Source organism: [Mannheimia] succiniciproducens MBEL55E (genome assembly GCF_000007745.1).
Taxonomy (GTDB): domain Bacteria; phylum Pseudomonadota; class Gammaproteobacteria; order Enterobacterales; family Pasteurellaceae; genus Basfia; species Basfia succiniciproducens.
On sequence record NC_006300.1, the window covers coordinates 2034748 to 2060555 of the forward strand.

Annotated in this window: 26 protein-coding genes and 1 pseudogene; 10 read left to right on the top strand and 17 right to left on the bottom strand. The window is 44.5% G+C overall.

Features of this window, described 5'->3' with window-relative positions; translation table 11 throughout:
* Positions 1 to 72 precede the first annotated feature (72 nt).
* On the top strand, positions 73 to 2148 hold the full coding sequence (malQ, locus tag MS_RS09480) for a 4-alpha-glucanotransferase (RefSeq protein WP_011201229.1): 2076 nt from the start codon (positions 73 to 75) through the stop codon (positions 2146 to 2148).
* Between the two features lie 126 nt (positions 2149 to 2274).
* Here the strand turns inward: malQ and MS_RS09485 are convergent, their stop codons facing one another.
* From MS_RS09485 to cyaY, 4 genes are all read right to left on the bottom strand, one after another.
* Entirely contained in the window at positions 2275 to 3174 is a 900-nt protein-coding gene (locus MS_RS09485; protein WP_041640056.1) for an aldo/keto reductase, read from the bottom strand.
* Between the two features lie 133 nt (positions 3175 to 3307).
* Positions 3308 to 4300: a 2-hydroxyacid dehydrogenase gene (locus MS_RS09490; protein WP_041640057.1), complete on the bottom strand. Its 993-nt coding sequence runs from the start codon at positions 4298 to 4300 to the stop codon at positions 3308 to 3310.
* Positions 4301 to 4510: 210 nt separating this feature from the next.
* A complete protein-coding gene (gene recQ, locus MS_RS09495) occupies positions 4511 to 6424 on the bottom strand; it encodes a DNA helicase RecQ (RefSeq protein WP_011201236.1) in 1914 nt (637 codons plus the stop codon).
* Entirely contained in the window at positions 6424 to 6732 is a 309-nt protein-coding gene (gene cyaY / locus MS_RS09500; RefSeq protein WP_011201237.1) for an iron donor protein CyaY, read from the bottom strand. Before cyaY ends, recQ begins: the two co-directional genes overlap by 1 nt.
* A 97-nt stretch (positions 6733 to 6829) precedes the next feature.
* On the opposite strand from cyaY, the gene MS_RS11045 reads away from it, so the two are divergent.
* From MS_RS11045 to MS_RS09510, 3 genes are read left to right on the top strand one after another with little or no spacing between them, the layout of a single operon-like run.
* Entirely contained in the window at positions 6830 to 6952 is a 123-nt protein-coding gene (locus MS_RS11045) for an LPS translocon maturation chaperone LptM (RefSeq protein ID WP_083754321.1), read from the top strand.
* A gap of 21 nt (positions 6953 to 6973) precedes the next feature.
* Positions 6974 to 8224, top strand: a complete 1251-nt coding sequence (gene lysA / locus MS_RS09505; protein WP_011201239.1) for a diaminopimelate decarboxylase — start codon at positions 6974 to 6976, stop codon at positions 8222 to 8224.
* A gap of 13 nt (positions 8225 to 8237) precedes the next feature.
* Positions 8238 to 8855, top strand: coding sequence for a glutathione S-transferase family protein (locus MS_RS09510; RefSeq protein ID WP_011201240.1), 618 nt, complete (start codon positions 8238 to 8240; stop codon positions 8853 to 8855).
* A 172-nt stretch (positions 8856 to 9027) separates the two neighbouring features.
* Here the strand turns inward: MS_RS09510 and MS_RS09515 are convergent, their stop codons facing one another.
* The 6 genes from MS_RS09515 to MS_RS09540 all read right to left on the bottom strand — a co-directional run bounded on the left by MS_RS09515 (position 9028) and on the right by MS_RS09540 (position 15891).
* A complete protein-coding gene (locus MS_RS09515; protein ID WP_050738263.1) occupies positions 9028 to 9357 on the bottom strand; it encodes a DUF1330 domain-containing protein in 330 nt (109 codons plus the stop codon).
* A gap of 43 nt (positions 9358 to 9400) precedes the next feature.
* A complete protein-coding gene (locus tag MS_RS09520; protein WP_011201242.1) occupies positions 9401 to 12466 on the bottom strand; it encodes an efflux RND transporter permease subunit in 3066 nt (1021 codons plus the stop codon).
* Positions 12467 to 12582: 116 nt separating this feature from the next.
* Positions 12583 to 13581, bottom strand: coding sequence for an efflux RND transporter periplasmic adaptor subunit (locus tag MS_RS09525; protein WP_011201244.1), 999 nt, complete (start codon positions 13579 to 13581; stop codon positions 12583 to 12585).
* Between the two features lie 5 nt (positions 13582 to 13586).
* The gene (locus MS_RS09530) at positions 13587 to 14441 is read right to left on the bottom strand and encodes an ABC transporter six-transmembrane domain-containing protein (RefSeq protein ID WP_011201245.1); all 855 of its coding nucleotides are present in this window, start codon (positions 14439 to 14441) and stop codon (positions 13587 to 13589) included.
* Positions 14441 to 14878, bottom strand: a complete 438-nt coding sequence (locus MS_RS09535) for a MarR family winged helix-turn-helix transcriptional regulator (protein ID WP_011201246.1) — start codon at positions 14876 to 14878, stop codon at positions 14441 to 14443. The genes MS_RS09530 and MS_RS09535 overlap by 1 nt, the downstream gene beginning before the upstream one ends.
* Before the next feature lie 119 nt (positions 14879 to 14997).
* The gene (locus MS_RS09540; RefSeq protein WP_011201247.1) at positions 14998 to 15891 is read right to left on the bottom strand and encodes a LysR family transcriptional regulator; all 894 of its coding nucleotides are present in this window, start codon (positions 15889 to 15891) and stop codon (positions 14998 to 15000) included.
* Between the two features lie 107 nt (positions 15892 to 15998).
* Here MS_RS09540 and MS_RS09545 point away from each other — a divergent pair, with 107 nt between their 5' ends.
* The 4 genes from MS_RS09545 (at position 15999) to MS_RS09560 (ending at position 18802) form a co-directional block, all read left to right on the top strand.
* Positions 15999 to 16964 carry an aldo/keto reductase gene (locus MS_RS09545; RefSeq protein WP_011201248.1) on the top strand — a complete coding sequence of 322 codons (966 nt, stop codon included), beginning with the start codon at positions 15999 to 16001 and terminating at the stop codon, positions 16962 to 16964.
* Positions 16965 to 16979: 15 nt separating this feature from the next.
* On the top strand, positions 16980 to 17495 hold the full coding sequence (locus tag MS_RS09550) for an NAD(P)H-dependent oxidoreductase (RefSeq protein WP_011201249.1): 516 nt from the start codon (positions 16980 to 16982) through the stop codon (positions 17493 to 17495).
* A 149-nt stretch (positions 17496 to 17644) separates the two neighbouring features.
* The gene (locus MS_RS09555; RefSeq protein WP_011201250.1) at positions 17645 to 18220 is read left to right on the top strand and encodes a flavin reductase family protein; all 576 of its coding nucleotides are present in this window, start codon (positions 17645 to 17647) and stop codon (positions 18218 to 18220) included.
* A 9-nt stretch (positions 18221 to 18229) separates the two neighbouring features.
* On the top strand, positions 18230 to 18802 hold the full coding sequence (locus MS_RS09560) for a flavin reductase family protein (RefSeq protein ID WP_011201251.1): 573 nt from the start codon (positions 18230 to 18232) through the stop codon (positions 18800 to 18802).
* Between the two features lie 65 nt (positions 18803 to 18867).
* Here the strand turns inward: MS_RS09560 and MS_RS09565 are convergent, their stop codons facing one another.
* The 6 genes from MS_RS09565 to MS_RS09590 all read right to left on the bottom strand — a co-directional run bounded on the left by MS_RS09565 (position 18868) and on the right by MS_RS09590 (position 23104).
* Positions 18868 to 20010: an NADH-dependent flavin oxidoreductase gene (locus MS_RS09565; RefSeq protein ID WP_011201252.1), complete on the bottom strand. Its 1143-nt coding sequence runs from the start codon at positions 20008 to 20010 to the stop codon at positions 18868 to 18870.
* A gap of 223 nt (positions 20011 to 20233) precedes the next feature.
* The gene (locus MS_RS09570) at positions 20234 to 20860 is read right to left on the bottom strand and encodes a glutathione S-transferase family protein (protein ID WP_011201254.1); all 627 of its coding nucleotides are present in this window, start codon (positions 20858 to 20860) and stop codon (positions 20234 to 20236) included.
* 44 nt (positions 20861 to 20904) lie between these two features.
* Positions 20905 to 21336 carry an organic hydroperoxide resistance protein gene (locus MS_RS09575; protein WP_011201255.1) on the bottom strand — a complete coding sequence of 144 codons (432 nt, stop codon included), beginning with the start codon at positions 21334 to 21336 and terminating at the stop codon, positions 20905 to 20907.
* Positions 21337 to 21376: 40 nt separating this feature from the next.
* The gene (locus MS_RS09580; RefSeq protein ID WP_011201256.1) at positions 21377 to 21817 is read right to left on the bottom strand and encodes a YiiD C-terminal domain-containing protein; all 441 of its coding nucleotides are present in this window, start codon (positions 21815 to 21817) and stop codon (positions 21377 to 21379) included.
* A gap of 23 nt (positions 21818 to 21840) precedes the next feature.
* Positions 21841 to 22533, bottom strand: coding sequence for an HpcH/HpaI aldolase family protein (locus MS_RS09585; RefSeq protein WP_264352516.1), 693 nt, complete (start codon positions 22531 to 22533; stop codon positions 21841 to 21843).
* Between the two features lie 118 nt (positions 22534 to 22651).
* On the bottom strand, positions 22652 to 23104 hold the full coding sequence (locus tag MS_RS09590) for a ferritin-like domain-containing protein (RefSeq protein ID WP_041640058.1): 453 nt from the start codon (positions 23102 to 23104) through the stop codon (positions 22652 to 22654).
* A gap of 131 nt (positions 23105 to 23235) precedes the next feature.
* Between MS_RS09590 and MS_RS09595 the strand changes: the two genes are divergently transcribed.
* Both MS_RS09595 and rhuM read left to right on the top strand, forming a co-directional pair.
* A complete protein-coding gene (locus tag MS_RS09595; RefSeq protein WP_041640259.1) occupies positions 23236 to 24093 on the top strand; it encodes an AraC family transcriptional regulator in 858 nt (285 codons plus the stop codon).
* 54 nt (positions 24094 to 24147) lie between these two features.
* A pseudogene (gene rhuM / locus MS_RS09600) lies at positions 24148 to 24446 on the top strand (RhuM family protein); the annotation flags it as partial.
* Positions 24447 to 24608: 162 nt separating this feature from the next.
* Here the strand turns inward: rhuM and MS_RS09605 are convergent.
* Positions 24609 to 25271, bottom strand: a complete 663-nt coding sequence (locus tag MS_RS09605; RefSeq protein WP_011201264.1) for a nuclease-related domain-containing protein — start codon at positions 25269 to 25271, stop codon at positions 24609 to 24611.
* Positions 25272 to 25808: the final 537 nt, after the last annotated feature.

The following is a 25808-nucleotide window of genomic DNA, read 5'->3' on the forward strand; positions in this document are numbered from 1 at the left end:
GGCGGCTTCTTTCCGATAGGAAGTCGCCTGTTTTTTCACTGTATCCGAAGTGTAAGCCATGGAGAAAAAATAATGACAATAACCACCAAACAATTCCGCCGTGCAGGTATCATGCCTTATTTCTTCGATGAACGGGGCGTAAAAAAATGGGCGCCGCATAATATTAAAAAAGCGCTTTTCAACACTTTTGAAGGCAATATTCAAGCCTCTTCTACGCCGATTCCCGCGGTAAAAATTTTTTATCAAAATCGACCGCACTTTTTGCCTATTAACTCGGCGGATAAAAAACATCCGTTAAAAGGCCGCTGGCAACTGCAATTGGAAAATACCCAAACGGTAATTTCCGGACCTATTAAAACGCGCGGCATTAACTTGCCGAAAGATTTGCCGTTAGGCTACCACCAACTGCAACTACAAAGCGCCGGTAAAGTTTTCAACTGTACGGTTATTGTTGCGCCGCAGTCTTGTTATCAACCTCAGGCATTGCGCGAGCATAAAAAATTATGGGGAACCTTTTTACAGCTTTACACCTTAAAATCCGAGCAAAACTGGGGAATCGGCGATTTCGGCGATTTAAAAAAATTCCTGCAAAATCTTGCACCTTTTCAGGCAGATTTTTTAGGCTTAAACCCGATTCATGCCCTTTTCCCCGCCAATCCCGATTCGGCGAGCCCTTACAGCCCGTCTTCCCGTCAATGGCTGAATATTGCCTATATTGATGTGAATCAATTAGCCGAATTCCAACAAAGCGACGAAGCGCAGGCTTGGTTTAATTCCGCCGAAGTACAGCAAAAACTCACGGAATTACGCCAAGCAGAATGGCTGAATTACGGCGAAATTATTCCGCTTAAACTGAAAGGGTTACGCTTTGCTTTCAAAAAATTTCAGCAAAATCCGACCGCACTTTCTAGCCGCCAATTCGCACAATTTGTGCAACAAGGCGGTGAGAGTTTACAGGTTCAGGCGACTTTTGACGCCCTCCATCAGTATTTAGCCGACCGGTTTGATAACCAATGGGGTTGGGATTTTTGGGCAAAAGAATATCAGGATTATCATTCTCTAGCAGTACAACAATTCCGTGCCGAGCATCAAGCGGAGATCGAATTCTACGCGTGGTTACAATTTATCGCCGATCAACAGCTGGCGGAATGTGATGAGGTTTGCCGGCAACAGAATATGCGCATCGGCATGTACCGCGATTTAGCGGTAGGAGTAACGGGAAACGGCGCGGAAACCTGGAACGATAAACGGCTTTATTGTTTGAACGCTTCCGTCGGCGCACCGCCCGACGTGTTGGGTCCGCAAGGACAAAACTGGGGATTAACGCCGATGAATCCGCACGTTTTACAACAACAAGCCTACGCACCGTTTATTGAATTGCTGCGAGCCAATATGAAACATTGCGGCGCATTACGTATCGACCACATTATGTCGTTGCTGCGTCTATGGTGGATTCCCAAAGGCGACAGCGCGGTAAACGGCGCTTATGTTCGTTATCCGGTGGATGATTTAATAGCCATTCTCGCTCTTGAAAGCCAGCGTCATCAATGTTTAATAATCGGTGAAGATTTAGGCACGGTGCCGAAAGAAATTGTCGGTAAATTAAAAAATGCCGGGATTTTATCCTATAAAATATTCTATTTCGAATTTGACGAACACGGACAAAGCCGGGATTTACAGACTTATCCTTATCAGGCCATGACCACGTTAAGTACCCATGATTTACCGACAATAAACGGCTACTGGCGCGGTTATGATTTTGAATTAGGGGAAAAATTCGGCGTCTATCCGAATCCAAAAATTCTGGATATTTTGCAACGGGATCGTGTGCGGGCTAAAACTCAAATTTTACAGCGATTACGACAACATCATGTGCCGGTGGAGGCGAAAATTAGCGCGGAATTAGGTTCGTCCGTGAGCAATAAATTTGTTCATCAATTGCAAACTTATGTGGCGCAGGTGAGCAGCGGATTGTTCGGATTCCAACCTGAAGACTGGCTCGGTATGACCGAACCCGTCAATATTCCGGGAACCAGCACGCAATATGCTAACTGGCGCCGCCGTTTAACCGCAAATGTAGAGGATATTTTTGCCGATACGGATATTCAACATCTGTTAAAAGAGGTGAATGCTATTCGTAAGGAATAATTTTGTTGCGAACGCAATGTGATTTTAACGGGTGCCGGATATGGCACCCTTATCAAAACGACGAATATTATAGACCTCTTACGATGACGCATCTTTCCCCAGATACGCAGGATTAGACGAATAATGTTACGGAATATCCCGTCCCTGTGCGGCAACATAAACCTTAATCCATTCTTCCTCAGTGAAGGAAATTCGTAACGCATCCGCCGCGCTTTTTACCCGTTCAATTTTACCGGACCCCATAACCGGCATAATTTTCGCCGGATGCGCCAATAACCAGGCATAAGCCAATGTATCTAAACGGGTTTCTCCTTTCGTTTCACCGATTTCGAGTAATGTTTTTTGCACCGCCCGACTGTTCTCATCCTGATTGAATAAACGACCGCCGGCAAGTGGCGACCATGCCATCGGTTGAATACGTTTTTCCAGTAAAAAATCCAGGGTACCGTCATCAAAAGCCTGACGATGAAGAGGCGAAATCTCAATTTGATTAGTGATTAACGGCTGATTCACATAAGATTGCAACATGGCGAACTTAGCCGGCGTATAGTTAGATACCCCGAAATAACGTACTTTTCCGGTTTGATAAAGTTCATCAAAAGCCCGCGCGATTTGTTCGGGATCCGCACAGGGAGAAAGACGGTGAATCAGCAATACATCTAAATAGTCGCATTGCAGTTTTTCAATGGAACGTTGCGCCGACCACATAATATGGCGGTAGCTGTTGTCATAGTGATGGGATTTTATATCGGGTAATTCTTCATTAGGATACAAAATCCCGCATTTGGTCACCAAAGTAAGCTGTGCGCGCAAGGATTTATCCAGCGCCAGCGCCCGTCCGAATTCCGCCTCGGAAGTAAAAGCCCCGTAACAAGCGGCATGATCCAGCGTATCAACGCCTAATTCTAATCCTTGCTTAACGAATGTAAGCAATTCCTGCGGCGATTTCCGCCAGCTTTTTAACCGCCAGAATCCTTGAATTAAGCGACTGAATGTTAAATCGGGAGCCAGTTGAATGTGTTGCATAAAACCTCCAAATAAATTGAATCAAACAGACTTAAGTATAAATCTTTAAAGAAAAAGTGCGGTAGAAAAATATGGATTTTCCGCATAAAAAAAGCGTACCCGATTAGGTACGCTATTAAAAATATAAGCGGCGTTAACCTTCAACGCTATTTTCGCACGTTGCATTTTTGGAAACCGCCTGAATATTCGATAAAGTCACATCGGCGATATTATTCAGCGCCTCTTCCGTTAAAAACGCCTGATGACCGGTAAAAAGCACATTATGGCAGGAAGAAAGGCGACGGAATACATCATCCGTAATAACATCGTTAGATTTATCCTCGAAAAACAAATCCCGTTCATTTTCATAAACATCCATACCGAGAGCGCCGATTTTCTGCCGTTTTAACGCTTCGATTGCCGCCCGGCTGTCAATTAAAACGCCGCGGCTGGTATTAATAATCATTACACCGTCGCGCATTTTATTAAAAGCCGCTTCATTTAATAAATGATAATTATCCGCCGTAGCCGGGCAATGCAAAGTGATAACATGGGATTTTGCATAAAGCTCGTCTAAACCGACATATTTTGCGCCCAACGCTTCCGCCGTCGGATTTTTAAAAGGATCAAACGCCAGAACGTCCATACCGAAGCCTTTTAAAATGCGAATAGCCGCCAAGCCGATTTTTCCCGTACCAATCACTCCGGCGGTTTTGCCGAACATATTAAAACCGACTAATCCTTCCAGAGAAAAATTCGCATCGCGGGTACGCTGATAAGCCTTATGGATACGGCGGTTTAAAGTCAGCATTAATCCGATCGCATGCTCGGCAACGGCTTCCGGCGAATACGCAGGCACCCGTACGACTTTTAATCCCAGCTCTTTTGCCGCCTCCAAATCCACATTATTAAAACCGGCACAACGTAAAGCGATAATTTTCACTCCGATTTGCGCCAACTTTGTTAACACCGGGCGGCTCGCATCATCATTGACGAAAATGCAGACGGCATCGGCGCCCTCCGCCATTTTCGCGGTTTGTTCATCAAGTAAAAAATCAAAGAAATGAAGCTCAAAATTAAATTTTTTATTCGCCAAATCCAGATGTTTGCGATCATAATTTTTAGTACTGTAAACGGCAACTTTCATAGTTAGCTCCTTATTTAAACATACTGATTTTGTCAACTATTCTACTCTCTTATGGATCTCAGTCAAGAAAGGATCCGGCAACCGCCGAACAAATGGAGACGAAAAAATTGAAAAGACGAGGAAATCAGCGCGTTAAAAATTCCCGAAAACCCACCGCACTTTTTATTGGAATTTGCTAACCTTAAAAGTGCGGTCAAAAAGTTAAAAATTTTAAGACTGCAATTCCAACGGATTCTTACCCGCTTTACGCAAAGCCTGATGTTCTTTAATAATCGCCATAAAAGGCTGTCCGAAACGCTGCCATTTAATGGCGCCGACACCGTTGATTTGCAGCATTTCCACTTTGCTGGTCGGCTGATACAACGACATTTCCTGCAAGGTCGCGTCACTGAACACAATATAAGGCGGAATGTTTTCTTTGTCGGCAATTTGTTTACGCAGGAAACGCAGGCGGGCAAATAAATCTTTGTCGTAGTTGGTTACCGCATTACGTTGCGGAGCCTGTACCATGGTAATGGAAGATAATCTCGGCGTGGCCAGTTCCAAAGACACTTCGCCGCGCAGCACGGGACGCGTGCTTTCGGTGAGCTGTAATCTGGTCCCCATACCGAAATCGCTGATGATTTGTTGTACAAAGCCCAAATGAATCAGCTGACGAATTACCGATTGCCAGTATTCTTTGCTTTTATCTTTGCCAATTCCGTAGACTTTCAACTCATCATGTTGATTTTCTTTTATTTTCTGATTCTGCAAACCGCGCATTACGCCGATTACGTATTGCGTGCCGAAACGTTGCCCGGTACGATAAATGGTCGAAAGGATTTTCTGCGCATCTAATAATCCGTCATATTTTTTCGGCGGATCAAGGCATATATCACAGTTATTGCATGGCGTTTGGCGATTTTCGCCGAAATAATTTAACAGCACTAAACGACGGCAAGTCTGACTTTCGGCAAATTCGCCGATGGCTTCCAGCTTATGCCGTTTAATATCCCGTTGCGGGCTTTCCGGCTCTTCTAATAAAATTTTATGCAACCAGGCATAATCCGCCGGCTCGTAAAACAGTACCGCTTCCGCCGGCAGGTCGTCCCGCCCCGCGCGCCCGGTTTCCTGATAATACGCCTCAATGCTGCGAGATAAATCAAAATGCGCCACAAAACGCACATTAGATTTGTTGATCCCCATACCAAAAGCAATGGTCGCCACTACCACTTGAATATTATCCCGTTGAAACGCCTGTTGCACCGCTTCCCGCTGCGACGACTCCATGCCCGCATGATAAGCGGCGGCGGAAATGCCTCTTTTCTTCAGGGCTTCCGCAATGCGCTCCACTTTGCTACGGCTGTTGCAATAGACGATACCGCTTTTACCTTTTTGCGCCGCCACAAAATTGCATAATTGCTCCATCGGTTTGAATTTTTCCACCAAGGTATAACGAATATTCGGGCGGTCAAAACTACCTACATACAAGTGCGGTTCGTTCAGGCTGAGGTTTTGCAGAATATCCTGCCTGGTTGTACTGTCCGCCGTGGCGGTCAGCGCCATAATCGGCGCATGAGGAAAACAACCTTTCAGTCCGCCGAGCTGAGTATATTCGGGGCGGAAATCATGTCCCCATTGGGAAATACAATGGGCTTCGTCAATGGCGATAAAACTCACGTTACACAGCGAAATAAACTGAAAAAAGCTGTTGGTCATTACTTTCTCAGGAGAAAGATAAAGCAATTTCAGTTCGCCCGAAATAGCTTTATTTTGCACCTGTTGCTGCTGTTCCAAACTTTGGGTCGAATTCAGAAAATCGGCGGCAATGCCGTTTGCCAGAAGCTGATCCACCTGATCTTTCATTAAAGAAATTAACGGCGAGATAACCAGTGTTAAACCTGCAAAACAAAGCGCCGGAATTTGATAGCAAAGAGATTTGCCGTTACCCGTCGCCATTACCACTAAACTATCGCGCCCGCTTAAGGCCGCCTGAATTACTTCCTGCTGCCCTTTTCGGAAAGTTTGATAGCCGAAAACAGAATGCAACACATCAAGTGCGGTAGAAATTTCAGGATTTTCTACCGCACTTTTTATTAGTTCCGGTTTTATAGCTTCAGACCGATTGCTCAGTTCTGCGGTCATTAAGCAAAACTCACTTCTTCACCGTGAGCGGCGCATGCTTGCGCAAGACAATCCCAAAAGCGTTTGCCTTCGTAATTCAGCCAATCGCCGTTTTTATATGAAAAATGGAATCCGCCCAATTTGCTGGCAAGCCAAAGCTCTAATAAAGGTTCTTGTTTGTTGATAACAATTTGCGTGCGGTTTTCAAAAGTGATGGTAAACACCGCGCCTTGGCGCTCGCAATCCGCGTCAATATCCTGATTTTCCAGCTGTTCTTCAATACTGTCCCAAATTTGGTCAATGTTTTGGTGAAATTCCGCTATGTTCATAAAATTACCTTATTTTTTCCTTTAAGAGCAGAATTATAGATATTTTCCGTCTTTAAAGATAGAATGAATGCAAATTTTCATCTATCAGGAACTCAAAATGAAAAAATTTATTTCTCTCCTTATTTTGACCGCACTTTGTGCATCCGTCACCGCTTGCGGCGTAAAAGGCCCCCTTTATTTCCCGGAGCAGGAACAACCGAAACAAGAACAAGCCGAATAATCAGTAATCAGGATACAACATATGGACTTTTTTCAATATAAAAACAATAAATTATACGCAGAAGATCTGTTAGTAAGCGAATTAGCCGAACAATTCGGCACACCGCTTTATATTTATTCGCGCGCAACCCTTGAACGCCACTGGAAAGCTTTCGACAGCGCATTAGGCGACCATCCGCATTTGGTTTGCTTCGCGGTGAAATCCAACCCGAATATCGCTATTTTGCAGGTGATGGCAAAATTAGGCGCCGGTTTTGATATTGTTTCCCAAGGGGAATTGGAACGCGTTATCGCCGCCGGCGGCGACCCGCATAAAGTAGTGTTTTCCGGCGTAGCGAAAAATGAAAAAGAAATCGCCCGCGCTTTGGAACTGGACATTCGCTGTTTTAATGTGGAAAGCCTTGCGGAATTACAACGCATTAATGAAGTTGCCGGCAAATCGGGTAAAATTGCGCCCATATCATTACGGGTAAACCCTGACGTTGACGCCCATACCCACCCTTATATTTCTACCGGATTAAAAGAAAATAAATTCGGTGTGAGCGTTGATGAAGCCCGTGAAGTTTATCGCTTGGCAAGCCGATTGCCGAATATTAAAGTAACGGGGATGGATTGTCATATCGGTTCGCAATTGACTGAAATCCAACCGTTTTTAGACGCCACCGATCGATTAATCCTTCTGCTTGAACAATTACGCGAAGACGGCATTGAACTTGAACATTTAGACTTAGGCGGCGGCTTAGGCGTGACTTACAGCGATGAAACACCACCTCACCCAAGCGAATACGCCACGGCATTATTAAACAAATTAAAACAATATACGAACTTAGAAATCATTATGGAACCGGGGCGCGCAATCAGTGCGAATTCAGGCATATTAGTGACTAAAGTTGAATATTTGAAAAGTAACGAAACCCATAATTTCGCTATTGTGGACGCCGGCATGAACGATATGATTCGCCCGGCGCTGTATCAGGCTTACATGAATATCATTGAAGCCGACCGCACTTTAAACCGGGAAAGCAAGATTTATGATGTGGTAGGTCCGATCTGCGAAACTTCCGATTTCTTGGGTAAACAACGCCGATTAGCCATCGCCCCGGGCGATTACTTGGTGCAACGTTCCGCCGGTGCTTACGGAGCAAGTATGTCTTCCACCTACAATTCACGCCCGCTGACGGCGGAAGTAATGGTTGACGGCTCACAAGCCCATTTAATCCGCCGCCGTGCGGAACTGACCGAATTGTGGGCGTTAGAATCCCTATTACCTTAAACAGGAGGAGATAATGAAACTTTATTATTTACCCGGCTCTTGCGCCACCGTGCCTTATGTCGCCCTTGAATGGATTGGTGAACCTTACGAAGCGCAGGCGGTAACTCACGACTATATAAAATCGGCGGAATATCTTGTGCTAAATCCACAGGGACAGGTTCCTTTGCTGGTGGACAATGATCTGGTTTTAACACAAAATATCGCTATCTTAACGTATTTAGACAACCTCTTCCCGGAAAAGAAAATCTTCGGCAGCAAAACCGCCCGGGACAAAGCAAAAGCAATGAAATGGCTGGCATTTTTTAACGGCGACCTGCACAAAGCCTTTGTACCGCTTTTCCGCGTACCGGCTTATGCGGAAGGCAATGAAGAACTAACCAATGAGATACGCAAAGATGCCGCCGCTAATGTTATCAGAATGCTTTCTATAGCCGACGAATATCTTACTCGCCACATTCACTTCGGCGAACAGATATCCGTTGCAGACGTATATCTATTCGTTGAATTACGTTGGTGTAAAATGTTAGGGCTGGATCTCAGCCAATTCGCCAATCTACAAGCGTTCTATCAACGCATTGCCGCCGATGTCGGCGTAAAAACCGTGTTAATAAAACAGGGAATTTCGGAATAATTTCAAGCAGATATAACAGCATCGCCCTGTCCTGTCTGAACGGCGGCAATCATGCTTTCGCCGATCAGAAAGCCCGTTCGCGCAACCGCGCAATGTTATCGGCGGGCATTTTATGCGGGCTATGCTTGCTGAAATTTATCCAGCCATGCGAGATAGCCTGCCGCGCTTTGTTCTATCGCTGTATGGCGGCTCCGCTATACCCAGCATTGCTGTCTATCGTATGAAATGCGAACAGAGGCTGCCAGTCGGCATTGCAGTAGCGCATGGATTTCACGGCTTCGTACTCCGGGCTGGTGTACCACGCGCGGGCTGACGCCATATCGGGGAAGCGCAGGACGACCGAGCCGTCAAAATCCGCCCCTTCAAAGGCTTCGTGCGCCCCGTTGGCTACCAAGATTTCGCCGCCGAAGGGGGCAAGTGTCGGCACGCCCAATTGCAGATAGCGGTCGTAAGCCGCTTGGTCTTTCATTTCGTCCCGAATAAAAACAACATAAGCTGTCATATGATTTTCCTTATTTAAACATAAAATAAATGTGTAGAGATGGCTACACAACCCTATCTTCTTCCGTAACCGAGGTTAATTTCGCCAATTTCGGGGCAAGGTAATTCCGCATATCGTCCATCAGCGAATAAACCACAGGTACAAAAACCAAACTCAACAGCGTGGAAGCAGTTAAGCCACAAATCACAGCAATTGCCATAGGAGCTCGGAATGCTGCGCTTGCACCACCGGCAAAAACAGCAGGGATCATACCTGCTACCATAGCAATAGTGGTCATGATAATCGGGCGGACGCGCTCTGCGCCTGATTGAATCAGCGCGGTGGTGCGCTCCACCCCTTGTTGACGTTTTTCAATCACAAAATCCACCAGCAGAATCGAGTTTTTGGTCACAATCCCCATCAACATCAGAATACCGATAACCGACGACATATCTAACGCGGCACCATACAACAACAAGCCTAACGCCGCCCCGCCGATAGAAAGCGGAAGTGCGGTCAAAATCGTGAACGGTTGTAAGAAATCTTTAAACAACAGTATCAGTACCAACAATACCATTGCCACTCCTGTTGCCATGGCAAAACCGAATTGACTAAACATTTCATCCATATATTCGGCATCACCGGCAGACGGCACACGCACGCCGTCGGGCAGTTTTTGCATTATCGGCAGTTCGTTGATTTGCGATAAGGCGGTACCGATGGTTTGCCCAACTGCCAAATCCGCTTCCACTGCAATACGGCGTTCGCGATCAAAGCGTTCCAAACTTGCCGAACCTGCTCCAAACTGAATATCCGCGATTGTGTTTAGGATAACCGTACCACCGTTACTACTGGCTACACGTAGATGTTGTAATACTTCGGGTTGATTGCGTTCGTTTTCCGACAGCGTTACCCGAATCGGAATTTGGCGGTCTGGTAAATTGAAACGTGCGGCGTTGCCGTCTGTTGTACCCAAAGTTGCAATTTGTAGTAAATTTCCGACCGCTTGTGAGCTAATACCGGCTTGAGCAGCTTCGTTTTTTCGCAGTTTGACTTGCAATTCCGGCTTGACTAACGGTGCATTAATTTGCACATTTTCAATGGATTTTATTTCTTGCATTTGTTTTTTTAATTCGGCAGCTGTTTGATCAAGTTTTACCGGATCGTTACCTGTCAGTAAAATCGACACATCGCGCCCTGCCATTTCATTGCGAAAATTGGCGCGAATATCGGCGAATTTAACCAACTCATCACGTAATTTATCTTCAAATTCCTTTTGTGAAACCGATCGTTCCTTGTAAGGTTTGAGCTTAATCAGCACTTCGCCTTTGTTAATTTCACTACTTCCTGCGGTGGTAAACACTAGATCTACCTCATTAAACTCACGAATGATACGGTCAAGCTGTTGTAGCATGTCATCGGTTTGCGCTAACGGACTGCTTGGCGGCAAGGTAATGTCAATTTGGCTCATCCCCGTATCGCCTTTTGGCACAAAGCCTGTTGGGAGTTGTGGAATTATCATCGCTGACATCAACAACAGCCCACCGCCCATTAGCAATGTGGTTTTGCGAAATTGCAGGGCTTTTGCTAAGAGGCTCAAATAGCTTTTCTTCAGTCGTCCTACATGTTGCGCTGTATGATGTTTGGAAATATGTGGTTTTAGTAAATAAGCAGCCAATAAGGGGATAGCAAGGCGAGCGACCATCAAGGAACTCAACACTGCCGCGGCGACCGTTGTACCAAACTGCCCGAAATATTGTCCGGTCATACCGTCAATAAAACTCACCGGCAGGAATACGGCAACAATACTGGCGGTAATGGCAACAACAGCCAAACCAATAGCATCAGATGCATCCAATGCAGCTTGAAAAGGACGTTTGCCTTGCTGCATATGGGTTTCAATGTTTTCAATCTCGACAATTGCATCATCCACCAAAATTCCAATCACCAACGTAATCGCCAACAATGAAATACTGTTGAGCGTGTAACCGAGCAATTTCATTATCCAAAAGGCAGGCAAAATGGAAAGCGGTAAGGCAATCGCCGCCACTAAGGTAGCGCGCCAGTTACGCAAAAACAGCCATACCACCAGTACCGTTAAAGCTGCACCTTCCAGTAATGTGGAAATTGCCACATCGTAGTTTTCACGCGTGGTATCTACCGAGTTATGCACTTCAGTTAAGTGAATATCGGGGTAAGTTTCGATTAGCTTTTTCAACGCTTGCTGAATGCCGCTTTCCACCACCGTATCGCTGGAGCCTTTGGAGCGGAACACTTGGAAACCCAACACTTCACGCCCATTTAAACGGGTTCGGCTACGCATTTCGGCGTGACTGTCAGTAATGGTAGCAAGTTCCGACAATTTCACTTTGCGGTTATCGCTTAACGCAATCGGTAAATTGGCAAGATCGTCTAAGTTTATTTGGCTACCGATCACTCGGACAGATTGTTCCTGATTAAACCATTCCACTCGACCAGCCGGTACATTAGCATTGGTTTGAGCAAGTTGTTGACTAACCTGTTCGGCGGTAATCTCCAAAGCATTAAGTTTTGTTGATTGCAACGCTACACGGATTTCACGTTTTTCACCACCCAAGCGTTTCACTTGTTGCACGCCATTAACTGCTAACAATTCACAGCTGACCGCATCGTCAATAAACCATGCCAGCTCGGTTTGGTTCATATTCGGCGACTGCACCGCATAATAGCCCAGTGCAGCCCCTTCAGTGTCCATTCGCTCAACAATAGGATTATCAATATTTTGTGGCAAATCGCCACGAATTTGCGTAATCGCATTACGCACATCGTTCACCGCACGGTCGGTATCGGTTTCCAAACGGAATTCCACCGAAGTGGTAGAAGTACCTTCGGTAATGCTAGAGGTAATATGGCGCACGCCCGCCATACCGGCAACCGCGTCTTCCACGCGGCGGGTAACCGAATTTTCCAGTTCGTCGGGCGAAGCCCCCGTTTGCGAAATTGTAATATTAACTGCAGGAAAGCTGATATTCGGGTCGGCGTTAATCGGCAGCGCCTGAAACGAACGAATTCCCATTATTGTCAAAAGCAAAAACAGCACGATAATCGGAATCGGATTGCGGATTGCCCAAGCGGAAATTCTGAAATTCATTATTCCGCTCCCTTCGATAATACTACTTCCACTTGATCACCTTCATTGATCAATGCGCCTGCTTTTTGCACGACTTGCTCGCCAACTTGCAAACCTGACAAGACTTCAGCTTGGATTTAGCTCACTTCGCCAAGAGTAATCTTACGGCGAACTACCGTACCATCGGCATTTACCACCATGACAAAGTGATTGCCGTCAGCACCAAAATTCACTGCGCTGAACGGTACGGCAATTTGTGCCGTCATTTCAGGTAACTGAACGACAGCATTTATAGGTGTGCCAAATGGCACTTGCAACTTTTCCTGTAAGGCAATATGAATTTTAGCCGTGTGGGTTGCACTGTCAATTTGGGAAGAAATTAAGCGAATTAGACCGCTTGTAACCTTATCAAGCATTTGCACATTAGCAACCAAACCTGTTTCCAATACCGAAATCTCGTCAGCACTGGCTCGCACCACGGCTTCCAATACACCATCACGCGCAATATGAAATAAGGCGTTGCTGTCGGTTAAGTTACCCGCTTGTGCCAAACGTTGCGTAACAATGCCGCTCGTTGGGGCAAGAACTTCCGCTTTTTTACGTTGATGACGACTATCGTCAAGCTGTGCCTGAACCTGTGCAATTTCAGCTTTTGCCGCCTGTATCGCAGCCCTTGCACTTTCTGCTTTAGCTCGTTGCTGATCTAATTCCTGATGACTGACCGCATCCGTTTTTATCAACTGCTGATAGCGTTTAAGCGTTGCTTCCGCCTCTTTTAATGTGGATTGTTGTGATACTAAATTGGCTTTGGCTCGCTGTAGTAAAGCATCATTTTGGCGAAATTGCGATTGCACTTGGCTTTGTTCCAAGGTAGCTAAAACTTGTCCTTGCTCCACCCAATCGCCCACTTCTGCTTTCACATCCAATACCTGCAAGCCTTGTAATGACGTGCCGACAGACACATCATCTTTTGCCTGGATTGAACCGGAGAGCAATAAGCGGTAATTCAGTTGAGTCGGCTGAACTTGTACCACGTTCACTTTCATGCGTGATGTGGTTTCCGCAACTTCCGTTTGCGCTTCACCGCAAGCGGTCAAAGCCAGCGCCAATAATAAAATCAAGTATTTTTTCTTCATAAATCCTAAACCTCCACCCGCTTGCCAATATCCTTCAAATTAGAAAACTGTTCCAGCAATCGCGGCATATCGTCCAGGCTCATGGCAAATTGCCATAAGTAGGTAATCACCGCATAAATATGCCCGGCTTTTACGCCTTGGGTGGTGGCGATTTGCACCACGGTGACGCCGAACAGCAGCGCCATCGCCACGCCAATCCACAAATAACCCGCCGCTTCACGATTGGAAATGCGGATACGCAGTTTTGCCAGCCAGCCGTAGTGTTTGTTGAGCTGGTAGCCGTTGTTGCGCTCGATGACGTCCACTTCTTTTTCCAAACGGTTGTTGAGTTTGAGGTAGAGCAAATCATTGGTTTTGGCGTATTTCGGCATTAAAAAGGCGAAGAACGCCAAAATCGCACAAGCGGTAACCCCTGCCCAAAACTCCAGAATCAGCAACATCAGCGCCGAGCCGATAATCTGAAAAGCGGACATAATCAAAATCGGCAAATGCTGCTCGAAGAAATCCACAAACTGGCGCGATAGTGCAACGCGTGCGGTGACGGAAGAGGTGTCCAAGCCTTTCGCACGCTGGCTTGCCACCACCGGCACGGCAAGTTCCGCATAAATTCGGGCAAAAGCGCGGGTATCCACCGCACGGCGCATGGCACCGATACTCCAGATAATCAGCACCAACAATGAATAAGAAAGCGATGCCCACACATCGCCACTCATCATCGCATTAACCGCAAAACTGCCGAATACGGGGTAGGTCAAAAATAAAACGTTTTCCGCCGCCACCAAGCCAAAAGTGCCGGCAAGGCGTTTTTTGTTGTTTTTGGCGATGGATTTTAAGTTGTCCAGCGCATTGGATGTCTGCATTATTCCACCCCTAAATTTTTGCTTAATACTTTGTTTAAGCGGATTAAATCCTGCACTAAGGCCGCCAGTTTTTCTTCGCCGAAATCAACCGCACTTTGCCGCTCCCCCGCCGTTTGCGCTTCAATAATCGGCGCAATCACGGCTAAACCGTCTGCGGTCAAATTCATCAACTTACCGCGCTTGTCATTCGGATCGGGCGCAAACGCCAACCAGCCGCGCTCAACAAGCTGCTTGCACACAAACGACACCGTCTGCTTCGGCAGCTCCCAATCCGCCACAATGTCTTTCTGTGAACAGCCCTGATGGTGATAAACGGAATACAGCACGACATATTCGTTCTCCGCCAAGCCCATTTTCCTTGCATACTTCATGTAAATCTGAAGCGACTGCATCATGGTTTCGGCTAATAAATCAATGGAAGTAATATGGTTTTGCATGGTGTTAAGGTCTAATATTGGACTAAATAGAAGCGGTATTTTAGTCTAATTTTGGACTTTGTCAATCATGGGGATATAAAAATGCCTGTCTGAAAGCACAAAACTTCAGACAGGCATTTTTATCCAAGATATTTCCGTAAAACCCCTTCCAACACCTCAAACACCTTCATCACCCGTTTTGGGGTAATCGTTTGATAAGGGCGGTACAGATAAAGTTGCCATTTTTCCTGCTGAATTTGGGGCAAGACTTTGACCAATCTGCCGTTTGCCAAATATTCCTTACAGGCTAAATCGCTGGCTTGTACCACCGCTCTTCCCGCCAGTGCCGCCTGAATTTGCGTGTCGGGGTCGGTGCTGAAAAATTCGAGATGGCGGGGCAGAAAAGTATTCACGCCGTCGAGCATAAATTCCCACACTTTGCCGGTTTCAGGATTGATTAAGCCGCTGAACGGATAGCGTTGGCGCAGGTCTTCAAAATCTTTCGGTGCGCCCAAGCGTTCCAGCAAATCGGGGGCGGCGACGAAGATATGCTGAACCTTGGCAATCGGCTTGATGATGAAATTCGGATTGGGTTCGCGCCCGACGCGGATGCCGATGTCAATGCGGTGCTCAACGGTATCAAGCCGCATCATATCCAAGCGCCAATCGATAAACAGCTCGGGGTAAGGGCGAAGTGCGGTCAATAATTCGAACAAAATTTGCTCGTGATTGGGCAAGCGGAACAGGGTAATGCGTACAACGCCCTTCATTTCGTTATCGTCTTTTGCCGTCTGAAACAGGGTATCGGAATCTTCCAGCAGGCGTTTGGCTTTGGGCAAAAACAGTTCGCCGAAGCTGGTTAGCGTAATCGAGCGGGTGCTGCGTTTAAACAGCGGTTCGCCGAGTTGGTTTTCCAGCTCGGCAATGGTGCGCGTGACCACCGATGGTGAAATGGCGAGTTTTACCGCCGCTTCACGAAAATTCAGGGTTTCGGCGGCAGTAATAAAAAATTTGAGGGCGTCAAGTTTGTTCATAATTATTGTGAAATTAGCAATACTGTCTTGTGATTTTAACGATTAATCTGCAATGAAGCCAGCGTTATAATCCATCTATTCAGAACACGAAGCGTAAGGAGATTACGATGAAAATGAGAAAGTTAGGCAGCCAAGGTTTGCTGGTTTCGGAAATGGGGCTGGGCTGTATGGGGATGGATCACGGCTATGGCAAGCCTGTTGATCGCCAAGCGATGATAACGCTTATTCATAAAGCCATCGAATTGGGCTGCAATCTGTTTGATACCGCACCGATTTACGGTTTTGATAATGAAGAATTATTAGGTAATGCGCTGAAAGATCATCGTGAAAATGTGGTGATTGCCACCAAATTCGGCGTGTTGGATATGGAACTGGTGGACGGTCAGCCGGTGCCGGTGTTGGACAGCAGCCCCGCTTCTATTCGCGAGCAGTTGGACGGTTCATTGCAACGCTTGCAGACAGATTACATCGATCTGTTTTATCAGCATCGTGTCGATCCGAAGGTGGAACCGGAAGTGGTTGCGCAAATCATGAAAGCGTTGATTGCCGAAGGAAAAATCAAATACTGGGGGATTTCCAATGCACCTGCGGATTATATCCGCCGTGCTCATGCAGTGTGCCCTGTGAGCGCCATTGAAGACCAATATTCCATGATGTGGCGCAAACCCGAGCAGGATTTGTTCCCGATGTGTGATGAATTGGGTATCGGCTTTATGGCATACAGCCCGCTTGGCAATGGTTTTTTAAGCGGTAAAGTGGCACAAAATACCGAATATCAGGAAGGCGATTTCCGTGGGCAAATGGGACGCTTTAAACCCGAAGTGATGGCGCAAAACCAAGCCTTATTGGATTTGATTGCCGAAATTGCCGAGCGTAAAAATGCTACATCGGCGCAGGTGGTACTGGCTTGGGAGCTGGCGCAAAAACCTTATATCGTACCGATTCCGGGCACCACTAAGCTGCATCGTCTGGAAGAAAACTTTAAAGGCGCAGAGATTGAATTAAGTGCAGAGGAACTTGCCGATCTCAACACCGCTCTGTCCAAACTGGATATTAACGAAACATTTTTTTAATTAAGGAATTCAAACATGAAAACTACCGTATTAGTCGTTCATCCGAATATCAAACAATCCCGCGTGAACGCCGCCTTGGCAAAAGGCGCGGCAGACGTGGCGGGCGTAAAAGTGCGCTATCTGTATGACCTTTATCCCGACGGCAAAATCGACGCGACCGCCGAACAAGCGGTGTTGGAAAAAGCCGACCGTATCGTATTGCAATTCCCAATGTATTGGTACAGCTCACCCGCTCTGCTGAAACAATGGCTGGATGATGTATTGGCTTATGGCTGGGCGTATGGCGACAAACAAGCCTTAAAAGGCAAAGAATTAATGCTTGCCGTAACCACAGGCGGTGGCGAAGAGTTTTATCAAAAAGACGGTTTAGCAGGACACACCGTAGCAGAATTTTTGGTGGCGTATGAAACGATTGCCAGCTATTTGGGTATGAATTACGGCAAAATGTTTGTAACGGGTAATTGCTTGAATATCAGCGATGATGAAATTGCTGCACAAGTACCGCGTTATCAAGCTGTATTATCAGCATAATTTGTGTTTTCAGGCTGCCTGAATTGTTTAGGCAGCCTGAATCTTTGAATTATTATTGCTAATTATGCAATTCTGATTTGTTGTTTTAGCGATTAGCAAGCAACAATGCTAGTTTTATAATCTCGCCATTCAATCAATAGGGGTTAAAAATGAAAGATTTAACAGCAAGAGAATTTGGCTACGGACACCCAACACCGCTTTTTATGATCGGCACTTATGATGAAGATGGCAGAGTGAATTTTATGAATTCGCATTGGGGTGCATTAAATCACGGTGGCTACATCAATTTGAACATTAACACCAACAAAAAAACGCACTTGAATATTGAAAAGATGAAAGCGTTTACCGTCACGTTGGCGACTGAAAAATTGATGCCGTATGCGGATTTTTTCGGTACTTATTCAGGTTTCCAATATCCTGATAAATTTGAAAAATCAGGCTTAACTGCGCACAAAGCGAAATATGTCAATGCCCCAATTATTGACGGCAGTACATTGGTAATTGAGTGCGAATTGGTGGAAATTTTGTATCAAGAACATATCCATACGATTATTGGGCGCGTGAAAAATGTCTCGGTTGATGAATCGGTGCTGGACGCGCAAGGCAAAGTGGACGCGAGCAAATTGGGTATGATTTTCTTTGACTCGTTCAGTCGTGGTTATTTCACACTGGGCGAACGCGTGGGCGATGCGTGGAGCATTGGGCAAAGTATTTTAAATTCATAAGGAACAAAAATGACAATTAAATCAGTAGAAATTTCAAAAGCCTATCGCTTAGTGCAATTAGGTTCAACCACCATGCTTTCCGCCAAACACGACGGCGATGCGGACGTAATGGCGGCAGCGTGGGTCGGTTTGGGCGGACCGAACAAAATCATTGCTTACATCGGCACACAAGCCTACACACGTAAATTGGTGGAGCAAAACGGCTATTTTGTGGTGCATATCCCTACGGTACAGCAAATGGAAACGGTGTTATACGTAGGCGAACACAGTAAACATACCATGCCGAATAAGCTGGATAATCTGCCTCTGTTTTATCAGGAAGGTGTTGATATTCCGATGGTAGAAGGCAGTGCGGGTTACTTGTTGTGCCAAGTGATTCCAAACCCACAGCAAGAACAGAACTATGATTCCTTTATGGGCGAAATCGTAGCGGCATGGGCGGACGACCGAGTATTTGATGGCAGACATTGGACGTTTGATACCGCACCGGACGAATTACGCACCGTGCATTATGTGGCCGGCGGTCAATTCTATGCAATGGGTAAAGGGACGAAGTTTGACCACGGACCGGGGCAGGATTAAATTGATAAAAAACCGTCTGAAAACGATCAGATCGTTCAGACGGTATTTTTTATCTATAACTTAAACTACACATCCACAGGATGCCAATCATCTTTGCCTTTTAATGGTGGTAACCAAGCGCCGCCATTTTTGCAGAGATCCCATAAAATGCCTTTAATACCATATTGGTCAGCTTTTTCCGGATCGAGCGTGGTCACGATTTCGTTTTCTTTACCTTCTTTGATCAAAGTGGCAATTGTTGGGTTGATCATGACGGTTTTACCTAAAGCGATAAATTCCGCCCAGCCAGTGTTGTAGGCTTCGAGAATTTGTTCTGCGGTGAACAGGCTACCTACGCCAATTAACGGTAATTTTCCGCCGATGCGATCATGTACTAACTGCATACGGAAGGCATTAGTATCCGCACCACGACGCGCTTTTTTAAAGAACTCGTGCAATGAAATGTGCAAGTATTGCAATGCTTTTCCTTTCAACGTATCAATCAAAGCCAAGGTATCTTCCATGGTTAAACCTAATTCTTCCGGTTCTTCAGGCGAGAAGCGATAACCCACGATAAAATCATTCGCTTGATGTTTCGCTTTCACCGCTAACACTTCGTCCACAATCGCCAATGGGAAACGCATACGGTTTTCGCGCGAGCCACCCCATTCATCGGTACGACGGTTTGAATGACCGGAGTAGAACTGTTGGATTAAGTAGTTATTAGCCCCGTGAATTTCTACACCATCGAAGCCCGCTTGAATGGCTAAATCTGCTGCGTTAGCAAAAGCGTTGATTAGCGAGTGGATTTCTTCTACCGTTGCTGCACGCGTACCGGTTGCTTCATCATCGCTGGCAGTGATTTTATCTTTACCGTTTAACAGCTCGGTTACCGCTTGTTTACCGCCGTGATGCAACTGCAAAATCGCTTTCGCACCTTGCGCTTTGATGATGTCGGCAGTTTCTTTTAGGCTGGCTAATTGTGAAGCGTGAATCGCTTCCGGCTGACCATGGAATGCTTTACCGCCGTCTTGTACCAAGGTTGCTGCCAAAATAAACATACCCATATCGTTAGCACGATTTGAGATAAATTCACGTTCATTCTCGCCTAATGTACCATCCGGGTTTGAACCGAAGTGAGTCATCGGGGCGACCACCAAACGGTTTTTGATTTCTACACCATTGTTTAAAGTGTAGCTTTGAAATAATGGGGAAAATTTAGCGTTCATAGTTTGCTCCTAACTAAAATAGTCTTCTTATTATAAAGGCTAGGATTGTTGAAGAATAGTCAAAAGTTTGGAAAAGAGTTTTGCGGAATTTGCGATAGTTCAAGCGTTTATAGCAAAATTTTTGCAAAAACCTACCGTTTGCCCATTCAATGCAAAAATGCCGTCTGTAACTCAATTTCAAACGGCATTTCAAAGCGGTTAAATCGCATTTAAATTTTACAAATTAGAACTTGCTTAAATCCAATTCACCTGCGGTTTTTTCGTTAGCTTTTACATAAGCGGGGTGATTTTCGATTTGTGCCAGATAGCGCACAATGTTCGGGTAATCCGCTTCATCAACATATTTCATCCCCCATTGTAACGGGAAGCTCAGGGCAAAGTCCGCACCGGTAAGCTGTTCGCCGACAATCCATTGTTTGCCTTCAAGAGTTTGTTCCACGTGGTTGAAAAACAGAGGCGTTTGTGCCGTTGCATATTGAGCAAAATCACCTAAATCGCTGCGTGTAGAGAGTAATGCTAAGAAATTTGCGCTGAACATAGAGGCGGATACTGCCAACCAATAAACATAGTTCGAATAAGCGCCCGTTTTATGTGCCGGCGTGAAACGATTTTCATCGTCGTAGCGGTCGAGTAAATGTTGGATAATTGCATTACCCTCCGCTAATACTAAATCACCATCTTGCAATACAGGGGCTTTACCGAGAGGATGTTGAGCTTTCAGTTCTGCAGGCGCCATTAAGGTTTGCGGATCACGATCGTAGATTTTCAGTTCATAATCCAAGCTAAGCGCTTCCAGTAGCCAGACAATGCGGTGTGAACAAGACTGTTTAAGATAATGTAAGGTAACCATAGTTTCTCCTATCTAAAAACCCCACATAAGTGGGGTTCGATAAATTACAAATCAAAAGACTGAATAACATTCACGTGTAAACGCACATCCACATTACCACGGGTTGCGTTTGAATATGGGCAAACTTCGTGCGCTTTGTTGATTAAGGTTTTTGCATCTTCAAGGCTTAAACCTTCCACAGTGATGGTAATATCTAAATCCAGACCAAATGCGCCGTCGGGTTTCTGACCGATACCTACGCCAACGGTAGTGCTTGATTTAGTCGGTTTTAAATTTAATGTCGGTGCAACGTGATTCATTGCGCTATCAAAACAAGCCGCATAACCCATTGCAAAAAGTTGTTCGGGGTTGGTGCCTACTTTGCCGCTTTCATTTTGAAAGCCGACTAAATCGAAACCGATTGAACCGTCATCGACACGAGTATGTCCGTCACGACCGCCGGTTGCTGTAGCTGATGTATGGTAAAAAATTTTCATAATTTGCTCCTGTTGAGTTAAAAGAGTAGTTTAAGATTGTTTAAAAGGGTGTATGAGATAAAACAAATTCGCCTGTCCATTCACTGACAATAATGTCATCACAATAAAGTTGACATTGAATAGTGATTTTTGCTTTACCTTTTTGGGTCAGCATTTGCTTTGCTAAGTTCATTGCTAAACTATCAGGGCAAATACTTACTGCAATAATATCGCTCGGCGCAGGTTTCAAATAGCGAATTTGACTACTGCGGATCACAATATTGCCGTTTGCTTCAGGGAAATTAAGATAAACCAATGACCACGCACTTAATGTTGCCAATAGCGCCTGACTGCCGCCAAAAATCGTGTGATGATGATTGCTGTTGCACTCAAAGGGCGCTTTAATCACAACACGTTGCGGGCTACTTTCCACAACACGCAGATTTAATGCGTAAGCCGCAGGAATATATTGTGCGATAAATTGGTCAATGGTTTGCATCATTATTTCCTTTATTATGTTAAAAATTATTTAACAATAGAACGACAAGCTCCTAACACGCTGTCTGCCATATGTGCTAAGAATATCGTATCTACGCCCACCACAACGAAACTTGCGCCCCAGTCAATATAACGTTTTGCTTCTTCTGGTGAGCCTGCGATTGTACCCACAGGTTTACCTAATGCACGAATATCTTTGATCAGTTTCTCAATGGTTGCCTGCATTTCTTCACCTGAAAAATCACCGAAGTATCCCATATCAACCGCTAAATCCGCAGGGCCTAAAAATACTGCATCTACACCGTCAGTGGTAACGATATCTTTTAGATTTTCCACGCCTTTTTTACTTTCGATCTGTACAGCTAAAAACAGCTCATCTTCAGCGTGTTTGATATATTCAGGTAATCGACCCCAACGACCTGCACGCACCGCAGGCGCACCAAAACCACGTTTACCACGAGATGGATAATACATTGATTGTGCAATATATTCTGCTTGCTCACCGCTTTCTACCATAGGGGCAATAATAGATTGAATACCCGCATCTAAAAGTTGCTTAATCAAGGCACGATCTGCTTCTAACGGGCGAACAATAACGTGGCTACCATAAGGCGCAATCGCACGAGCTTGATCGATAATCGTTGTCACTGTATTCGGACCGTGTTCGCCATCAATCCAGATAAAATCATAACCTGAACCCGCCACAATCTCTGCATTCACAGCTGAACCTGACACTAAGCCAAAACCAATTTGAGTTTTATGCTCTAATACAGCTGCTTTAAATTTGTTATGTAAAAATGCTTTATCAAAAACGTTCATAATTTTGCCTTATCCTATTTTACAGTTGTTGGATTAAATAATTTTGGTAACCAATTTCTTCAATTAAACCAATATGTTCCGCAAGCCAGTTAGTATGCTCTTGCTCATCGACAATAAATTCTTCAATCATACGGCGAGTAATATAATCATCGGCAAAATCAGCGATCATTGCATTTAATTCCGCCATACCTTTTAAGCCTTCGTTGTAATCATATTCCAATTGTTCACGAATATCAGTAATAATTGGATAATTATTAATCGCTAAAGTTGGGGTTACACCTAGTTCAAGCAGGCGAGCATTAACACGTTGCGCTTCTTTCCATTCACCTTCCGCTTCCGCCTGAATTTTATCAGCCAATTTGCTAAATCCTTTTTGACGGATAATTTCAGCGTGAATGCTGTGCTGTTGTGAATTACCAAACCAAGCCTTTGCCATACCTTTTAAAATTTCAATCTGTTTTTCAGTAGCCATTTTGTTCACCTCATGTATGAATTAATTGTTGTCTTAATCCGTTCCGTTCTGGAATGTGTTCAGTATATTGATTTTTAAAAGTGAGCGGTATATTATTTCTCTTAATTACTTGCCTATTTATCCAAATTATTATGTTTTCCGAACAAAGTTTTGCACGTTTATTAGACGTAATTCCTCATAACCAAACCTATCATTCACCGATTAAAGGTTTGATTATTCATCATTCTGATCATCCGTTTTCCTATGATAATGTGATACAAGAACCGAGTATCTGTATTGTCATTCGTGGCGAACGTGAAGTACAACTAGGAAACCAATGTTATTTATTTGACAACCGACATTTTATGTTCTGCCCCGTGAATGTACCAATGTGTGGTAAGGTTCTTCAAGCCACAGCAGAAGAACCTTTTGTGGTGATGTCAATGAAGATTGATTTACAAGCGGTGAATAAAATTCTGCTAGAACAGACCGCACTTTTGGCAAAAAACAGCGAAAATCCGACCGCTTTCGGACAATGGCACTTAGATGCTGAATTAGAAAATGCTTTTGAACGCCTATTGCTCTTGCACGAAAATACAAAAGACATTACATTCTTAGCACCTTTAATTCAGCAAGAAATTTATTATCGATTATTGACGGGTGAACAAGGTGACAAACTCAAGCAAATGGTTAGCTTTGGTTCAAACACACAAAAAATCGCCAAAGCAACGGAATATTTAAAGGCGCATTACATCGAAACAATTACAGTCGAAAGCCTTGCAGAACTGTGCGGAATGTCGCTTTCCGGCTTTCACAACCATTTTAAAAAGCACACCACCCTTTCGCCGTTACAATATCAAAAATCGCTACGTCTAATGGAAGCTAACCGGTTAATTTCACAAGAAAATTTACCCATTTCTACTGCAGCATTCCAAGTCGGCTATGAAAGCCCAAGCCAGTTTAGCCGAGAATATAAACGTTATTTTGGCAAAGCTCCGAGTGTCCGATAGGTAAAAGTGTCGTTTGGGATTTAATGAGAAAATCAATATGCAAAAAATGCAACAGTTCAAAAAGAAGGTAAACGCCAGGTTAGGCGTGAAATTGAATATTACAACCTAGATGCGATTATCTCGGTGGGTTATCGGGTAAATTCGGTATTAGGTACAAAATTCCGTATCTGGGCTACCGCTCGCTTAAAAGATTATCTAACTAAAGGCTATGCCATCAACCAACAGCATTTAAGCCAAAACGCTCACGAGTTGGAACAGGCGTTGGCGCTGATTCAAAAAACAGCGAAATCCTCGGGATTAACGCTGGAAAGCGTTTGGTGGACATTGTCAGCCGTTATACGCAAACATTTTTATTGTTTACAAGCGGCGGAAAAACGATGAAATTTTGCAAACTTTGATTACGCCTGAAAAATACATTTTCAGACGATATTTTCTGCAAAATTCCAGCAAAATCCGACCGCTTGCTCGAAATTTTTTAAGGGATAAAATGAATGTCGTTTAAAAAATTATTCGGACTAATTATATGATTGATGCCGTTGCCGTAAATTGTTTTTATGTACAACTCTGGTTGCGTTGTTCACTGCATATTTTTTATTTTGCAAAATGGTACAAATACGATCAACTTCCGTGTTATCCAGCATAACCATCCGAATATTTCGGATATAATGTTCGACTTGCCCGATGTAGCAGACATTTTCAGGCATTTGCGTTTTAAATTCGCATCCGCCCAAGAAAACTACTACCGAATGAAATACGCTTTCGGGCAATTCAAGCAAAGATGCCAACGCCTTGATATGGGCATAGTTTTGGCGAAGCGGGTTTTGAAACGAGTGCTTTTTTCTGTAGATCGTCTGTGTCCAACGTGCCTGCTTTTCGCTACCGAAAATCCAGCCCGAATAGTTTTTCGTTTCAACCACAAAAATACCGAAACACGATACATAAATATGATCGATTTGGGTGGTGGTATTGTGTGATGGCACGATTAAATCGTGAAATGGGCGATAAACTTTTTTGTCTAAGCCACTCAGTCTCGATTGTATGGCTTTTTCACCAAATCGACCTTTAAACCACCGGCTTTTGAGAAATGCTAAAAATAATAAAGCCAGTGGAAGCCACCATAGGTTCGTCAAAAACTCCCAAAGCCTCCCCAAAAAAGCCATAACCATCTGATTTGCCATATTGTTTTCCTTATTATAAGTGTAATGTGTTCATAAACTTATTAATATGTATTGTCCGTATGGAAAAAACATTTCCACATATTCAACGTATATTGTTTCAATCTCAGCCTAGTTGTTAATAATTTGGTGTGTGGAAATGCGGCAATGATAGACCGTACAATAACTGTCGTAAATAACTACGTTTTGAAAAGGTTGATTTTCTTAAATGATATATTGATTTATGCTGATTTTAAAAAAATAAACAAGATTTGGAGCAAAATAAGCAAAGAAAATAAACGGTAAAAAATTTCCTGTTTTTCACCGCTTGTAGATTGGTGGGCAGGAATGCCCACCCTACCTTTCAGATGGCATTTTCTATCTCAAATTCCCAGCGTGAAATGCTATATACTTCTCCACAACACGGAAAAACAACAATGTTAGAACAGTTTATCGCCCAGTTATACCAACAAAAAAACGCTCAACAAGCCGTGTAGATGGCAGCGTATATGAAAGACCAATTCCCATTTTTTGGGAAAACCGTTTTACGGAAAGCCGAAA

Excerpts from the sequence above, each read along its gene's own strand:
- malQ (WP_011201229.1), top strand. The coding sequence starts at position 73 with ATGACAATAACCACCAAACAATTCCGCCGTGCAGGTATCATGCCTTAT.
- MS_RS09485 (WP_041640056.1), bottom strand. The coding sequence starts at position 3,174 with ATGCAACACATTCAACTGGCTCCCGATTTAACATTCAGTCGCTTAATT.
- MS_RS09490 (WP_041640057.1), bottom strand. The coding sequence starts at position 4,300 with ATGAAAGTTGCCGTTTACAGTACTAAAAATTATGATCGCAAACATCTG.
- recQ (WP_011201236.1), bottom strand. The coding sequence starts at position 6,424 with ATGACCGCAGAACTGAGCAATCGGTCTGAAGCTATAAAACCGGAACTA.
- cyaY (WP_011201237.1), bottom strand. The coding sequence starts at position 6,732 with ATGAACATAGCGGAATTTCACCAAAACATTGACCAAATTTGGGACAGT.
- MS_RS11045 (WP_083754321.1), top strand. The coding sequence starts at position 6,830 with ATGAAAAAATTTATTTCTCTCCTTATTTTGACCGCACTTTGTGCATCC.
- lysA (WP_011201239.1), top strand. The coding sequence starts at position 6,974 with ATGGACTTTTTTCAATATAAAAACAATAAATTATACGCAGAAGATCTG.
- MS_RS09510 (WP_011201240.1), top strand. The coding sequence starts at position 8,238 with ATGAAACTTTATTATTTACCCGGCTCTTGCGCCACCGTGCCTTATGTC.
- MS_RS09515 (WP_050738263.1), bottom strand. The coding sequence starts at position 9,357 with ATGACAGCTTATGTTGTTTTTATTCGGGACGAAATGAAAGACCAAGCG.
- MS_RS09520 (WP_011201242.1), bottom strand. The coding sequence starts at position 12,466 with ATGAATTTCAGAATTTCCGCTTGGGCAATCCGCAATCCGATTCCGATT.
- MS_RS09525 (WP_011201244.1), bottom strand. The coding sequence starts at position 13,581 with ATGAAGAAAAAATACTTGATTTTATTATTGGCGCTGGCTTTGACCGCT.
- MS_RS09530 (WP_011201245.1), bottom strand. The coding sequence starts at position 14,441 with ATGCAGACATCCAATGCGCTGGACAACTTAAAATCCATCGCCAAAAAC.
- MS_RS09535 (WP_011201246.1), bottom strand. The coding sequence starts at position 14,878 with ATGCAAAACCATATTACTTCCATTGATTTATTAGCCGAAACCATGATG.
- MS_RS09540 (WP_011201247.1), bottom strand. The coding sequence starts at position 15,891 with ATGAACAAACTTGACGCCCTCAAATTTTTTATTACTGCCGCCGAAACC.
- MS_RS09545 (WP_011201248.1), top strand. The coding sequence starts at position 15,999 with ATGAAAATGAGAAAGTTAGGCAGCCAAGGTTTGCTGGTTTCGGAAATG.
- MS_RS09550 (WP_011201249.1), top strand. The coding sequence starts at position 16,980 with ATGAAAACTACCGTATTAGTCGTTCATCCGAATATCAAACAATCCCGC.
- MS_RS09555 (WP_011201250.1), top strand. The coding sequence starts at position 17,645 with ATGAAAGATTTAACAGCAAGAGAATTTGGCTACGGACACCCAACACCG.
- MS_RS09560 (WP_011201251.1), top strand. The coding sequence starts at position 18,230 with ATGACAATTAAATCAGTAGAAATTTCAAAAGCCTATCGCTTAGTGCAA.
- MS_RS09565 (WP_011201252.1), bottom strand. The coding sequence starts at position 20,010 with ATGAACGCTAAATTTTCCCCATTATTTCAAAGCTACACTTTAAACAAT.
- MS_RS09570 (WP_011201254.1), bottom strand. The coding sequence starts at position 20,860 with ATGGTTACCTTACATTATCTTAAACAGTCTTGTTCACACCGCATTGTC.
- MS_RS09575 (WP_011201255.1), bottom strand. The coding sequence starts at position 21,336 with ATGAAAATTTTTTACCATACATCAGCTACAGCAACCGGCGGTCGTGAC.
- MS_RS09580 (WP_011201256.1), bottom strand. The coding sequence starts at position 21,817 with ATGATGCAAACCATTGACCAATTTATCGCACAATATATTCCTGCGGCT.
- MS_RS09590 (WP_041640058.1), bottom strand. The coding sequence starts at position 23,104 with ATGGCTACTGAAAAACAGATTGAAATTTTAAAAGGTATGGCAAAGGCT.
- MS_RS09595 (WP_041640259.1), top strand. The coding sequence starts at position 23,236 with ATGTTTTCCGAACAAAGTTTTGCACGTTTATTAGACGTAATTCCTCAT.
- MS_RS09605 (WP_011201264.1), bottom strand. The coding sequence starts at position 25,271 with ATGGCAAATCAGATGGTTATGGCTTTTTTGGGGAGGCTTTGGGAGTTT.